The sequence below is a fragment of the Microcystis sp. M20BS1 genome (assembly GCF_020245305.1).
Taxonomy (GTDB): Bacteria; Cyanobacteriota; Cyanobacteriia; order Cyanobacteriales; family Microcystaceae; genus Microcystis; species Microcystis ichthyoblabe_A.
In genome coordinates this window covers 1-14194 of sequence record NZ_JADBUZ010000049.1, presented here as the reverse complement: position 1 = coordinate 14194, position 14194 = coordinate 1, and the positions used below count along the sequence as shown (strand labels likewise).

The following is a 14194-nucleotide window of genomic DNA, read 5'->3' as shown; positions in this document are numbered from 1 at the left end:
CCATGACCGAGATATTAACGCCAGTAAAAATATTTTGGCCGCAGGGCTTGCGGTGTCAGTCTGTAGAGCGACCATAAGACCAGAACAGAGTAAATCTGTTAAGGCAGGTGCGAAAAATCCTTCGGGAAAGAAGCAGAAACCTAAATCGTGAGGTTTGGGAATCACCGTCCGTTTACGGCGGTGAGGATGTCAATATTAGTTGTTTTTTTTCGAGATCGAGCTAGACTTAATTAACCTGTTAAGTAGTTGGACAAAAGTAAAGTTAACTGTGGGGTAAGGAGTCGGTCGTCAGGAGTCGGTCGTCAGTAAGAATTGCGGCAATTTACATTTCTTAAGATAGACAACAGAATTTATGTCCGACTACTTACACAATCAATTCTAGAGCTTGCCAACGGCTAATAGGGTCAATTTTGGCCGCTAACTGGTTCCTGTGTCAATCGACTTTTTTTATTAGCGGCGAAATCGATTTGACCACGTTTAGGATCATTGTCATCATCTCTAGACAACCAGCTATTGTTCTGACGTTCCCCAAAACCAGAGACTTCCTACCTGACAATTAAGATAACTTCTAGATTAGCTGACCAATTTTGTGTAGCTGTTAACTTTTGTAAAAAAAACATCGTCTGCATCCCATTGTACAGCTAGACTAAAAATAGCTAGAAAAAGCAGTTAGATCGGCAAGAGAGAAAAGGTACAAACCCTGACTGGGAGATGAAGGGTAAATACGCAAATAAGCCTCAATTCCGCTCTAAAGTTGGCTTTACCGACAGCGAGAGACCAGATTAATCAGGGAAATATCGTCAGATAAACTAATCAATATAGCTTCTTAGGTGTCTGGGAGTGAAAAAGACAGAGAACGAGGGTTTTCTAGTTCCTATAACTGCACTATCAGAGACCTAGAACTTACCTCTAAACCGACAACTAAATTATCAGGAGAATTGGGGTTATGCCGACTCTACACACGCTGACCAATGATAGTATCTCTTGTTCCTTGTCCGATCGCATGGAGAATGTCAATTTCCACTACGAATTAGAAAATCAAATTCATCCCACCTACGGCCTCGAAAACCTAGGCATGAAAAATCTCGGTCGCGTTTATCGCAATCTTTCCGTACCGCAATTAGTCGAACAGGCGATCGAACATCATGAGGGCGTTTTAGCCGATAATGGGGCTTTAGTGGTGGAAACAGGTAAATATACCGGTCGTTCCCCCAAAGATAAATTCATTGTCAAAGAAACCACCAGCGAAAAGGAAATCGACTGGAATCAGCATAACGCCCCAATTAGCGAGGAAAAATTCCAGCAGTTATACCGAAAAGTCCTCGCCTATGTGCAGGGAAAAGACCTATATATCTTCGATGGTTACGTCGGGTCCGATCCTAATTGTCGCTTTGGCGTGCGCGTTGTCACCGAAATCGCCTATCATAACCTCTTTGCCCATCAGTTATTCCTCCGGCCCAGTGCGATCGAACTAGCTGCCCATGAAACTGATTTTACCGTGATTGCCCTGCCGGGGTTACAGGGAGATCCCGAGGATGACGACCTGAACAGCGAAGCCTTTATCGTCCTCAACCTGGCCAAAAAAATCGTTCTCATCGGTGGCACTCGCTACGCTGGCGAAATCAAAAAATCCGTCTTCTCGATGATGAACTACCTGATGACCAAACAAGGGGTTTTACCGATGCACGGTGCCGCTAACATGGATAAACACGGTCATACGGCCCTCTTTTTCGGTCTCTCCGGTACGGGTAAAACCACCCTTTCCGCCGATCCTAAACGCAGCCTCATCGGTGATGATGAACACGGTTGGTCAGAAGACGGCATTTTTAACTTTGAAGGCGGTTGTTATGCTAAAACCATCCGTTTAAGTGCCGAATACGAACCCCAAATCTGGGCGGCGATTCAATTTGGCACTATTCTCGAAAACGTGATCCTTTCCCCCGATAATCGCCTTCCCGACTATGATGATGGACGTTTGACCGAAAACACCCGCGCCGCCTATCCCCTGCGTTATATCCCTAATTGTGCCGTATCTGGCATGGGAACCCACCCGAAAACGATTATCTTCTTAACTGCCGATGCTTTTGGGGTACTGCCACCAATCGCCAAATTAACCACGAACCAAGCGATGTATCATTTCCTCTCCGGCTATACTAGCAAATTAGCGGGAACGGAACGGGGAATCACCGCCCCACAGGTGACTTTTTCCAGTTGTTTCGGTCAATGTTTCTTCCCTCTGTCACCCCTCGTCTATGCCCAAATGTTAGGGCAACGTTTAGAACAACACCCCGAAACCTCGGTTTATCTGATTAATACCGGTTGGTCCGGCGGTCCCTACGGAGTCGGCGATCGCATTTCGATCAAACACACCCGCGCTATGGTTTCCGCCGCTTTAAATGGCGATTTAGAGGAAGTAGTTTTCCATCCTCATCCCATCTTTCAAGTTCTCGTCCCCGAAATTGTCCCCGGAGTTCCCAAAAAAATCCTCGACCCGCGACAAGCATGGCAAGATGGCGAATCCTACGACCTACAGGCGCGAGAATTAGCCCATCGTTTCGTGGAAAATTTCCGTCAATTTACCACTGCCTCCCAAGAAATCATTGCAGCCGGTCCAATTTGGGAATAACAGCATCAAGGAATCGGTTATCAACTATCAGTTAAAATGAGATTTTCTCGCAGTTTAATTGCCGTCGGGTGTATTGGGGCAGCCTAATACACCAGCAATACTGCTATCTATTACCCATAGCTTGTCCGGCGAGATAACCAGTGGTCCAAGCGCTTTGAAAATTAAATCCCCCCGTAACTGCATCGATATCTAGTACCTCCCCGGCAAAATATAACCCCGGACAGATTTTACTTTCCATAGTTTTAAAATCCACTTCCTGAAGATTCACTCCCCCAGCGGTGACAAATTCCTCCTTAAACACCCCTTTTCCTTTGATTTGATATTCCCCTTGCTGTAATTCAATCATTAATCGATTGAGAGTATTTTTAGATAATTCTGCCCAGGGAGTTTCCGAGTTAACAGTCAAGTAACTTAATAAACTCTGCCAAAGACGCTTAGGTAACTGTTCAAAGGGACAATAATTAAAAAGTTTTCTTTTGGGATATTCACTTTTAGTTTGTAAGATAATTTCTCGCAATTTTTCAGGATGATAATCCCCTAACCAATTAATTATTAAAGGCATTCGGTAATGCTGCTCGTGAAGCACCCGCGCTCCCCAAGCAGAAAGTTTTAAAATAGCCGGTCCACTAACTCCCCAATGGGTAATTAATAAAGGTCCGATTTGTTCTAATTTACTTCCCCCAAGACGAACTCGCACTTTATCCACAGCAACCCCTAACAAATCTTGCAGACGAGGATCGGCAATTTGAAAGGTAAATAAAGAAGGGACAGGAGAGACTAGAGAATGACCTAAATCTTGAGCGGTGCGATAACCAAAAGGACTACTTCCCGTAGCAATTAAAAGCTTATCTGCCCTAATTTGCTCATCTCTTTTTAATTCAATTAAAAAACTTTCTTCCTGTTTTTTTACCGATTTAACTGGGGAATTTAGCCTTAAATTAACCCCAGCAAAAGTCGCACTTTCCCGCAGACAATTAACAATAGTTTCAGAATTATCGGTGCTGGGAAACATTCGCCCATCCGCTTCTGTTTTGAGTTTTACCCCCCGCAATTCAAACCATTTAATAGTATCTTGGGGTTGAAAACGACTAAAAGCTCCCCGTAGTGCTTTGCCACCGCGAGGATAATAATTAACCAATTGGGAAACATCAAAACAATGATGGGTGACATTACAGCGTCCCCCTCCCGAAATCCGCACTTTCGCCAGAGGTTCTTTTGCCGCTTCTAGGATAGTAACGCCAGCTTTTGGGTTAGATTCTGCCGCTTTAATTGCGCCAAAAAATCCCGCTGCCCCGCCACCAATTACGACTATTTGAGTCATATAAGTAAGTGGTTATAATTAAATTGAAGATAGATTTTGTCTTTGATCCCCCCTTAATCCCCCCTTGATAAGGGGGGTGCCGATAGGCGGGGGGATATCCCTTGATAAGGGGGGTGCCGATCCCCCCTTGATCCCCCCTTGATAAGGGGGGTGCCGATCCCCCCTTAATCCCCCCTTGATAAGGGGGGTGTCTGATAATTTTTAAAGCCTACCTACTTATCAAGGAAAAAGTTAAGTTTAAACCGCCAAAAATCGCTGAATGACTTCTTGACTTAATTCGCTCGTGAAACCAGAAGCAACAATTCCCCCTTTCTGCATGGCGTAATATCGATCAGCTTGGCGGACAAAATGCAGGTGTTGTTCTACTAATAAAACGGCGATTCCTTTGCTGGCAACAATACGCCGCACCGCTGCTTCAATTTCGAGAATAATTGACGGTTGAATTCCTTCCGTGGGTTCATCTAAAATTAATAATTTTGGTTCCCCCACTAAGGCGCGAGCGATGGCTAATTGCTGTTGTTGTCCCCCGCTTAAATCCCCTCCCATCCGCGATAACATGGTTTTTAAATCGGGAAATAAATCAAAGATTTCTTCGGGAATTGTGGCATTTTTTCTCCTTGTGGGTAAAGCTTCCAAACCGAGAATTAAATTCTCTTTTACCGTTAAACGGGGAATAATATCCCTACCCTGCGGCACATAACCCAGTCCTAATCTGGCTCTTTGATCTGAGGTTTTATTAATCAGGTTTTCTTGCTCATAATTAATTACTCCCGCTCGCGGTTTTAAGATACCCATTAGGGTTTTTAAGAGGGTAGTTTTACCCACGCCATTACGTCCGATTAAACAGACCATTTCTCCCGCATTAATGTTAAGATCCACATCTCTTAAAATATGACTTTCTCCGTAGTAAACATTCAGATCAGATATGTGTAACATTGTCAATCCTTTTTAACTAATTTTAATCATTTGAATTTTTATTCTTCCGAGGAACCTAGATAAACTTCAATAACTTTCGGATCATTTTGAATTTGCTCCATATTCCCCTCACATAGAACAGTTCCTTGGTGTAAAACCGTGACTTTGCGGGCAATTTGACGGACAAATTCCATATCGTGTTCAATGACAATAATTGAATGACTTTCCGCTAGATTTAACAACAAATTACCCACGTTTTCCGTTTCCTCATCGGTTAATCCTGCTACGGGTTCATCTACTAGCAGTAAATCTGGTGACTGGGCCACTAATTGGCCAATTTCTAAGCGTTGTTTTTCGCCGTGGGAAAGTAAAGAAGCGGATAAATCAGCTTTAGCAGTTAACCCGATAGTTTCCAATAAACCAATAACTTTTCTGCTATCTTCTAGCGGAGGACGACCGAAAAGAGTTGAGAAAACATTTTTATTGCGATTACTAACTAAATCGAGATTTTCTCGGACAGTTAGATTTAAATATACCCTAGGAGTTTGGAATTTGCGACCAATACCTAAACGAGCGATCGCATATTCAGGAATTTTGCGGAGATCTCGACCTTTAAATAATACCCGTCCGATGGTTGGTTGCACTTTCCCCGTAATCACATCTAAAAAAGTGGTTTTTCCCGCACCATTGGGACCGATAATCACCCGCAATTCTCCCGTATCCATACTGAAATTAAGATTATTGAGAGCTTTAAAACCCCCAAAACTAACGGTAAGATTCTCGATTTCTAGGATTTTTCCAGTCATAATTTCTAAGAGGGAATTGGGAAGTATTTTCAGTGAACAGTAAACAGTAATCAGTGAACTGAAAACTCACATCTGATAACTGACTCCTGAATACTAATAGAATAAAATCACTTATGCTCTAATTCTTCTTTTTCCAGTTGCGCTTCTGGATCTTCCTCAATACTAGGATAGGTAATTAAAGTTTTGCGGAAACCAAAATGAGTCAGCAAACGTTTAATCCCACCGAGAATACCATCGGGAAGCACTGTCACCACAATTAGGAATAGGGACCCTTGGAAAAATACCCAGACTTCCGGAAATTGTTCGCTTAAAAAAGTTTGGGCTAGGCGTACTAATAAAGTACCGACAACTGCCCCCACGAGGGTAGCACGTCCCCCCACAGCCACCCAAATCACCATTTCAATGGAAAAAGCCACATCCATAGAGTTAGGGGTGATAATTCCCGTTTGCACCGTATAAAGAGCGCCGGCAACACCAGCAATCGCCCCAGAAATGGCAAAAACTAACACCTTAAACCAAGTAGGATCATAACCAGAAAAACGAACCCGCACCTCATCATCGCGAATGGCGACTAACAAGCGCCCAAATCTGCCGGTAGTTAACCAACGACAGAGCAGATAAATAGCCAGTAAACAGACAATTGTGAGTAAATAAAAGGCCACTTGAACGGCATCGGAACCTACCAACAACCCGAAAATTGTTTGGGTATCGGTTTTTAAGCCATTAGTGCCGTTAATTAACTTTTGTTGACCGTTAAAAAAGTTAAAAAATACCAGTAAAGCCGCTTGGGTTAAAATCGAGAAATAAACCCCTTTAATGCGATTGCGGAAGATTAAATAACCTAATAATCCCGCCATAATCGCCGGTACGATAATTAGGGCTAGAATTGTCAAAGGTAGGGAATAAAAAGGTTGCCAAATAAAAGGTAATTCTGTCACCCCGTAGAGAGTAAAAAATTCGGGCATTTGTCCGGGGGGTAACTGAAGATTTAGGTACATGGCCAAAGCGTAACCACCGAGGGCAAAAAAGATGCCATGACCGAGACTTAATAAACCCGTATAACCCCAGATTAAATCTATCCCCAAAGCAACAATAGCCAGGGAAAGAAATCGCCCCAATAAACGCAAACGGAAAGCCGACAAAGCTAAGGGCAGTAACACCGCAAATATGACCACCAATCCAACAATAACAGCGATTTCCGTGATTAACTTTTTCTTTTCCCGTTGTCGGGATTCGTTTCTAGTGATGGTTTCTGTAATCATAATCTATAACTCGGCAGTACGTCCTTTAGGAGGAAAAATTCCCGCAGGTTTGAATTGCAAGAAAGCAATAATTAAAGCAAAAATCATCACTTTTGCCATGCTAGTGGTGGAGAAAAAGGTGAAGAAATCCGTTAGGGGTTTTAGTGCTTCTAAGGAACCAAAAATCAGAGCAAAAGTTCCCGAACCAATTAAATAATTAGCCACACCAATCGCCATGGCTGCGATAATAGTTCCCAGGAGATTACCCACTCCTCCCACCACCACCACCATGAAGGTATCAACGATATAATTCTGTCCCACGTTTGGACCGACGGAACCCAAGAAACTAATCGCACAACCGGCAACTCCAGCTAATCCCGAACCGAGGGCAAAAGTCAAAGCATCCACTTGATTTGTCGGAATGCCTAAACAGGCACTCATCTGGCGATTTTGGGTGACGGCACGAATGCGTAAACCCCAAGAAGATTTATTTAAAAACCAATAAGTCCCTAACAAACAAAGGGCAGTTAAAATGATAATAAATAGACGGGTGTAGGGCATTTGAAAACCGGGTAAAGGTAAACCTCCCCGTAACCAGGCAGGAGCCGTGACATCGACGTTTCTGGCACTAAACCAGGGTCGAGCGAGAACCGGATTAAAAGATAAAAGATAGCCTAATAATCCAGCGATAGCTAGGGATAAAGGCAGGGTGACACCAATAGCTAAATTGCGAATTCTCTCCCAATCTAGGCGACGACTTAACACCGTCATCGCCCCAAAAAATAACAGACAGAAAACTATTAAACTAATTGCTAATAACCCGTTGACACTTCTGACAAATTGCTGCAGAATTAAGCTGACTCCCCAAGTAGCCAGCAGCGTTTCTAGGGGTCTGCCGTAGAGGAACCTAATCACCCCCCTTTCTAATAATAATCCCGCCAATCCCGACACTAAAAAAGCGATCGGTAGGGCGAATAAAACATAAGTATCAAAGAGGGGAGAACCGAAACCTTTAAAGACATTTTGCACCACAAAAGTAGTATAGGCCCCTAACATCATTAACTCACCGTGAGCGAGATTAATTACCCCCATCAGTCCAAAGACAATCGCTAGTCCTAAAGCGGCCAGCAATAGCACAGAACCGATGCTAATACCATTAAATAATCCTTCCAATAATGCTGACACTTTTCGTTATTCCCGTGCATTTTTAATTTTTAAAAAGTGGGGTGAGCAGTAATGCCCACCTCACTCTCGTTACTGTCTGGAAAAATTCCTAAAACTAGGATTTTTCCATTTTGAACTTACCGCCCTTAGCCGGATCCGTCCAGTCACAGGCAAAGCCCTTAGTTTCGGGGACAAATTGGTTCCAAGGTTGCGGATCCACTACCCCCGGAGTTGACCAAACGATGTCAAATAGACCATCATCTCTCACCTGACCAATGCGGACGGTTTTGGAGATATGATGATTGGGGAACATTTCCACCGGTCCTTCGGGAGCATCGAATTTTTGTCCTACGGCTGCGGCGCGAACTTTGTCGAGATCATCGGCGGTTGCCGCTTGTTCCACCGCTTGCTTCCAGAGATAGACCATAATATAGGCCGCTTCCATGGGGTCGTTAGTGACGCGATCCTCACCATATTTAGCTCGAAAAGCCGCAACAAATTTTTTGTTAGCGGGGGTATCTACGGTTTGGAAATAGTTCCAACAAGCGTACTGACCGAGGAGATATTCCTTACCAATCTGTTTAACTTCTTCCTCAGCAACACTCACCGACATGACCGGATATTTATCGGGAGTTAAACCGGCCGCTTGCAGTTGTTTGAAGAAAGCCACGTTACTGTCACCGTTGAGGGTGTTGAAAATAACGCCGCCATCGGGTAAAGCTTGCTTAATTTTGGTAATAATCGGGGTAACTTCCGTATTACCTAGGGGTAGGTAGTCTTCGCCCACGGTTTCGCCGCCTTTCGCCTTTAACTGCTCTTTAATAATCGTGTTGGCAGTGCGGGGAAAAACGTAGTCGGAACCGACGAGGAAGAATTTTTTCCCTTTATTTTCCAGCAACCAAGTCACTGCTGGCTCGATCTGTTGGTTAGGGGCAGCACCGGTGTAGAAGATATTTCTAGAACACTCTTGACCCTCGTACTGGACAGGATACCAGAGCATATGGTTTTTGGCTTCAAACACGGGTAAAACCGCCTTACGACTGGCGGAAGTCCAACAACCGAAGACAGTCGCAACTTTGTCCTGATCGATCAGTTTGGTGGCTTTTTCGGCAAAAGTTGGCCAATCGGAAGCGCCATCTTCCACCACTGCCTCGATCTGTTTACCAAGAACACCACCGGCGGCATTGATTTCCTCGATCGCCAGTTTTTCCGCATCGACTACGCTGGTTTCACTGATGGCCATGGTGCCACTGAGGGAGTGCAGAATACCCACCTTAATTGTCTCTCCAGAAGCTGGGGCGGGACTAGCAGCCGGGCTAGGACTAGCCGTGGGGGTTTGGCTTTGATTGCCACCACAAGCTTTTAACAGAATACTGGTTCCCAAAGCGGCAGAACCGTACAGGAGAAATTTACGTCGTCCTAAATTTGACATGATGATCTTGAACTAACCTCGCTGACAATATTAGCTACTTCACACGGACGTTTTTGCTGAGGAGATTTTCGGGAATCTTTCTACAAATATCTGTGTGATATTACGGCTAGGTTAGCAGATTTTTTGTGATTTTCGCTACTTTTTGGATATTTTTTGTAATTTTCGCTACTTTTTTCCAAAAAATTAATTATTTTTTCTGGAATTTGCCTCAGTTTTTTAGCTATCAGGAGGGAGTCATACTAAATCTGTTGAGTATAGGCTAGTTATGAGGATAGGCAAAAGGCAAAAGGCAAGAGGCAATAGGGGAAATAAATAATCAGTCTTTAATAACCGGATTTAGTGTCATAATAACAGAATGGCCTCGCGTGCTTGGAAAAAGTGCCAAAACCGTTTTCTAGTAAGGCTTCCAGTAATATTCAGCCCAACCCAATTATCAATCTGAATCTGGCCAAAGCAGCCGGACAGCAAGCAGAGCAAAACCAATGGCCGCTATCGCTTTTAATATCTTAGCGGGGAATAACTGCGCCATACTGCCCCCCGCCAGGACTCCTAAGAAACTGGTGCAGATTAAGGCGGTAATTGAGCCAAAAAAGACAGCTTTAGGTGATTTGGAACTGCCACCGAGAGCGATCGCTACTAATTGACTTTTATCGCCTATTTCTGCCAAAAAAACCGTGATAAATGTCAGTCCGAATAATTGCCAATTCATAAATTCTAGGGAGATGGGAAGCTTTTTTCAGTGAACAGTAAACAGTAAACAGTCACACTGATCACTGATTGCTTAGAGAATATCGCCGATCAGTAAACCAGTGATCAAAAGGAGAAGAATAGCGACACCGATATCTAAGGTTTTGGGGGAAAGACGACGCGCAATCCAATAACCGATCAGGACACCGAGGAGACTGGTAGCGATTAAAGCGCTGGCTGCCCCGGCAAAAACCACCCAGGGGGATTGGGATTCGGCGCTGATCAAAAGGGTGGCTAATTGGGTTTTATCGCCGATTTCAGCAAAAAATATGGTTAGGAAGGTGGAACTAAACACCGTCCAAAAACTCCAAGAAGGTGGATTATCTGGCTTTTTCTCGGTTGAGGCGATCGATTTACTATCACTCATCGGCTAATTTAACAGTATCAGGTTAAGAAATAATTTTCATACTTTTTTCATTTTAGCCCGACTGGTTTTCTGGCGATAGTTTCTGCTGTTGATTACGCTGTCTCCTTCCCCCAATAGTTAAAAAACCCTAGTCGATCGAGGTAGAGTTTCCATCCTAGAGTTTAATAATTATTAGACTAGGACGAGCGCAAATTGCTTGGAGGTATAGCCCCTATGGTAGAAAACAGAGATTATACTCTGATTATTGACAAAAGTGGCAGTATGTCCACTGCTGATAAACCCAGCGAGAAAACCCGTTGGCAAATTGCCCAAGAATCCACCCTCGCCTTGGCTAGAAAGTGCGAGGAATTCGATCCCGACGGCATCACTATCTATCTTTTTTCCGGACGTTTCCGACGCTATGATAATGTTACTTCCGATAAGGTGACACAAATTTATCAAGAAAATGAACCCATGGGGAGGACAGACCTAGCAGCTGTTCTCCAAGATGCCCTCGATAATTATTTTCAGCGCAAAACTGCCGGCAAAACTAAACCCAACGGAGAAACTATTCTGGTGATTACCGACGGAGAACCAGATGATCGCAAAGCGGTGATGCGTCAAATTATCGAAGCTTCTCGAAAACTCGATAGGGATGAAGAATTAGCCATTTCTCTGATTCAAGTAGGCCATGATCGACAAGCAACAGAATTTCTCAAAGCTTTAGACGATCAACTAGAATCGGCGGGGGCCAAATTCGATATTGTTGATACAATTACTATCGATGATATGGAAGATATGACCCTAGCGGAAGTTCTTCTCAACGCCATTACCGATTAATTTCTACCGGAGTAGGGGTGATATATCTTCACCCCTAATCAGGGAGGATTTAACTGCTAGTCAGGGCGACAAATTTATCTTTTTCTTCATCGGATAATTGATCGGATTGTCCGGTGATTTGTTTGTAGATTTTGAGATATTCCAAAGCGGATTTATACCAACTAAAATCTTGAGTCATTGCCCGTTGCTGTAGTTTTTGCCAATCCTGTTTATAACGGAAACTTTCCCAAGTCCGGATCATACAGGTAAACAGGTCTAAAGGTTCATAGCGATCGAAACTAAATCCTGTTCCTCTTTCCTGAATTGGGTCGTTGAAAGACACCGTATCGACTAAACCACCGGTGCGGCGTACCATGGGAATACAACCGTAACGCATGGCCATTAATTGGGAAATGCCACAGGGTTCAAAACGGGAAGGCATTAACAAAGCATCGGCCCCCCCATAGATGCGACGGGAAAGAGCATCACTATAGAGAAGATGCAGGGACATTCGCCCCCGGAAACGGGAAGTCATCTCCCATAGTTGGGTTTCATAATAGCGATCGCCTGTACCTAAAATAATCAATTGAGCATCAGTATAGGTGAGAAAGCGATCTAAAATTTGCATCACTAGATCAATACCTTTTTGTTCTACCAAACGCGTCACCATCCCCATGACAAAGGCATTTCTGCTGACCTGTAGCCCCACTTCTTCTTGCAGGGCAATTTTATTAGCCAGACGTTTTTCGATGGTTTCTGGGGTAAAATTCTGCTTAAGATAAACATCTTTAGCCGGGTTATACACCTCCGTATCGATGCCGTTGACAATCCCCACCAGATTGCCGGAAATATAGGACAATAATCCCTCTAAATTTTCGCCATAAATGGGGGTCTGTATTTGACGGGCATAGGTGGGAGAGACAGTCGTGACGCGATTGGCAAATTGAACCGCCGCGGCCATGGTATTATCGCCCTGCATATACCAAGGACACCAAGTCATTTTTTCTAATGCTTCGCGCCAAGGACCCTGGTAGGCGAGATTATGGATCGTAAAAACGGTACTAATATCGGGGTCTTGGTGCATCCAGACGGGAATCATGCCCGTATGCCAATCATGACAGTGAATAACTTGCGGTTTCCAGTAATTCCAAGCGAATTCCGCCGCACCATTGGCAAATAGGGTAAATCGCCAGGCCTCATCTTCGCCTCCGTAGATACTGCGTCCAGAGAAAGCTAGATGACCAAAGAGGTAGAGAGGAATATCTGTATCGGGTAAAACCGTTTCATAGACTGAAAAATCCTGAAACATGGCGAATCCTGACCAAATGGGTTCGGAAGGGATGTCCATTTTTTCCTGAAGAAAACCGTAGTAGGGTAGAAAAATCCGCACATCATGACCTAGCTGACGCAAGACTTTCGGTAATGCCCCAATTACGTCTCCCATTCCCCCAACTTTGGCAATTGGAGCGGCCTCGGCACCCACAAATAGAATTCGCATACTCTTCCCGCTTCACTTCACGACGACAAGAAATTTTAACAGATAAAACCCCCCCAGCAGGATTTGCCAGCAGGTATTATCGGATTAGCCTAGATTTTTCTTTAACTAACCAGAGAGCCAACGAGGGACATAATCAGGGTTTGCGGCAAAAAGTTTTTCGGTGGGGGCAGGGTGTGGGGTGTGGGGTGTAGGGTGTAGGGTTTTAGCGATTTTCATCTGGTCAATTACCTAATTTTCAGGGAAAAAGTACCTGAATTTTCCACCCGATCACTCCCAGAGCTGGTACTTTTTGGTTTCCAAAAAGTCTAAAAGTCTTACCCAACAAGGTTTTTAGATTTATTGAGCAAGCCCCAATTAGCTGTTTTGGGCATTATTAAGTTTTTTAGGCTTTTTTTACCGTCTTTTTAGCAAATTTTAGCTGATCAGCACCGGTTCTGTCTCTGTCAAAGTTAAATCCACTCCTCTTCATCCCCTTTGTTTACCTCCCGATCTTCGTTTTGATCTTGGGCGGGGGGCGTAATAATCCGATAATTGACATCGTACACTTGATCGGCTTTTTCCCCGCGAGTCTGTTTGGCTGTGCGGTAACTATAGGAATAAACCGAGCCGGTTCGAGAACTGTCACTAGGAGGCTTGACAAAATTTGCTTTTTCCTCATCTGCAAGCCTAGACGAAAATTCTTCCCGATCCTGAATGGTCGTCGGTTTTTCGGGGGGTGTATCAAAATTCCAATCATCACCGCTATCTCTTTCCCAATCGTTACCCCGTGCAGACGGAGCAGTATCTTGAATATAGGTAGGTCGGGGAGATGGCGGTGGTACTGTAGGATTATTCGCTATACGAGGGGAGGCTTTTGGGGCAGCCAAAGGACGACCAAAACTATAGAGAAATTGCAGGGTTAAACCACTGATAATTCCCGCTAGGGTGAAAAGTAACACCCAGACAGCTAGGGGCAGTTTTACCGTCATAATACCGCCAAAAAAGACCAAAGTGATCACCCCCAGATTCTGCCAGATCAGTAATCCGCCTACAGCGATCGCAAATAAGACCATAATCCAGCCCATTTTTACCTCCCTTGATACAGTGATTCAGTAAACAGTGATCAGTAAACAGTGATCAGTGATCAATCACTAAGGGACTTGCGTGGGAATAATATCCCAATCGATCGGAGGGCGCAAGCTTTGCGCCCCTACAGTAACGGATTTTGTCCACAATGTAGGGGCGAACTGCGTTCGCCCAAAAGGTACATTATCAAAGCGCAGGTCCCTAACCACTAACT

12 protein-coding genes and 1 pseudogene are annotated in these 14194 nt (G+C 44.2%); 3 read left to right on the top strand and 10 right to left on the bottom strand.

Translation table 11 applies throughout. The features are described from left to right. A pseudogene (locus tag IM507_RS05305) lies at positions 1–151 on the top strand (RNA-guided endonuclease TnpB family protein); the annotation flags it as partial. A 795-nt stretch (positions 152–946) separates the two neighbouring features. Further along, complete coding sequence (pckA, locus tag IM507_RS05300) at positions 947–2626, top strand: phosphoenolpyruvate carboxykinase (ATP) (protein ID WP_042790440.1); 1680 nt, start codon at positions 947–949, stop codon at positions 2624–2626. Positions 2627–2729: 103 nt separating this feature from the next. Here pckA and IM507_RS05295 read toward each other — a convergent pair whose 3' ends face one another. The 8 genes from IM507_RS05295 to IM507_RS05260 all read right to left on the bottom strand — a co-directional run bounded on the left by IM507_RS05295 (position 2730) and on the right by IM507_RS05260 (position 10619). Further along, the gene (locus tag IM507_RS05295; RefSeq protein ID WP_149106624.1) at positions 2730–3947 is read right to left on the bottom strand and encodes a BaiN/RdsA family NAD(P)/FAD-dependent oxidoreductase; all 1218 of its coding nucleotides are present in this window, start codon (positions 3945–3947) and stop codon (positions 2730–2732) included. Between the two features lie 237 nt (positions 3948–4184). After that, positions 4185–4883, bottom strand: a complete 699-nt coding sequence (gene urtE, locus IM507_RS05290; RefSeq protein WP_123230616.1) for an urea ABC transporter ATP-binding subunit UrtE — start codon at positions 4881–4883, stop codon at positions 4185–4187. Between the two features lie 38 nt (positions 4884–4921). After that, positions 4922–5668: an urea ABC transporter ATP-binding protein UrtD gene (gene urtD / locus IM507_RS05285; RefSeq protein WP_002732385.1), complete on the bottom strand. Its 747-nt coding sequence runs from the start codon at positions 5666–5668 to the stop codon at positions 4922–4924. A gap of 107 nt (positions 5669–5775) precedes the next feature. Continuing rightward, positions 5776–6930, bottom strand: a complete 1155-nt coding sequence (urtC, locus tag IM507_RS05280; protein WP_287636742.1) for an urea ABC transporter permease subunit UrtC — start codon at positions 6928–6930, stop codon at positions 5776–5778. 3 nt (positions 6931–6933) lie between these two features. Then, positions 6934–8094, bottom strand: a complete 1161-nt coding sequence (gene urtB / locus IM507_RS05275) for an urea ABC transporter permease subunit UrtB (RefSeq protein ID WP_130757610.1) — start codon at positions 8092–8094, stop codon at positions 6934–6936. Between the two features lie 94 nt (positions 8095–8188). Beyond that, on the bottom strand, positions 8189–9505 hold the full coding sequence (gene urtA, locus IM507_RS05270; RefSeq protein ID WP_069474430.1) for an urea ABC transporter substrate-binding protein: 1317 nt from the start codon (positions 9503–9505) through the stop codon (positions 8189–8191). Positions 9506–9938: 433 nt separating this feature from the next. Then, entirely contained in the window at positions 9939–10214 is a 276-nt protein-coding gene (locus IM507_RS05265) for a TMEM165/GDT1 family protein (RefSeq protein ID WP_002732425.1), read from the bottom strand. A 72-nt stretch (positions 10215–10286) separates the two neighbouring features. Then, positions 10287–10619, bottom strand: coding sequence for a TMEM165/GDT1 family protein (locus tag IM507_RS05260; RefSeq protein ID WP_110578947.1), 333 nt, complete (start codon positions 10617–10619; stop codon positions 10287–10289). Between the two features lie 213 nt (positions 10620–10832). Here IM507_RS05260 and IM507_RS05255 point away from each other — a divergent pair, with 213 nt between their 5' ends. Beyond that, a complete protein-coding gene (locus IM507_RS05255) occupies positions 10833–11438 on the top strand; it encodes a vWA domain-containing protein (RefSeq protein WP_002753340.1) in 606 nt (201 codons plus the stop codon). 49 nt (positions 11439–11487) lie between these two features. Here IM507_RS05255 and glgA read toward each other — a convergent pair whose 3' ends face one another. Both glgA and IM507_RS05245 read right to left on the bottom strand, forming a co-directional pair. Continuing rightward, entirely contained in the window at positions 11488–12915 is a 1428-nt protein-coding gene (glgA, locus tag IM507_RS05250; RefSeq protein ID WP_069474428.1) for a glycogen synthase GlgA, read from the bottom strand. A 449-nt stretch (positions 12916–13364) separates the two neighbouring features. Next, entirely contained in the window at positions 13365–13979 is a 615-nt protein-coding gene (locus IM507_RS05245; RefSeq protein ID WP_002734877.1) for a LapA family protein, read from the bottom strand. Between the last annotated feature and the right edge of the window lie 215 nt (positions 13980–14194).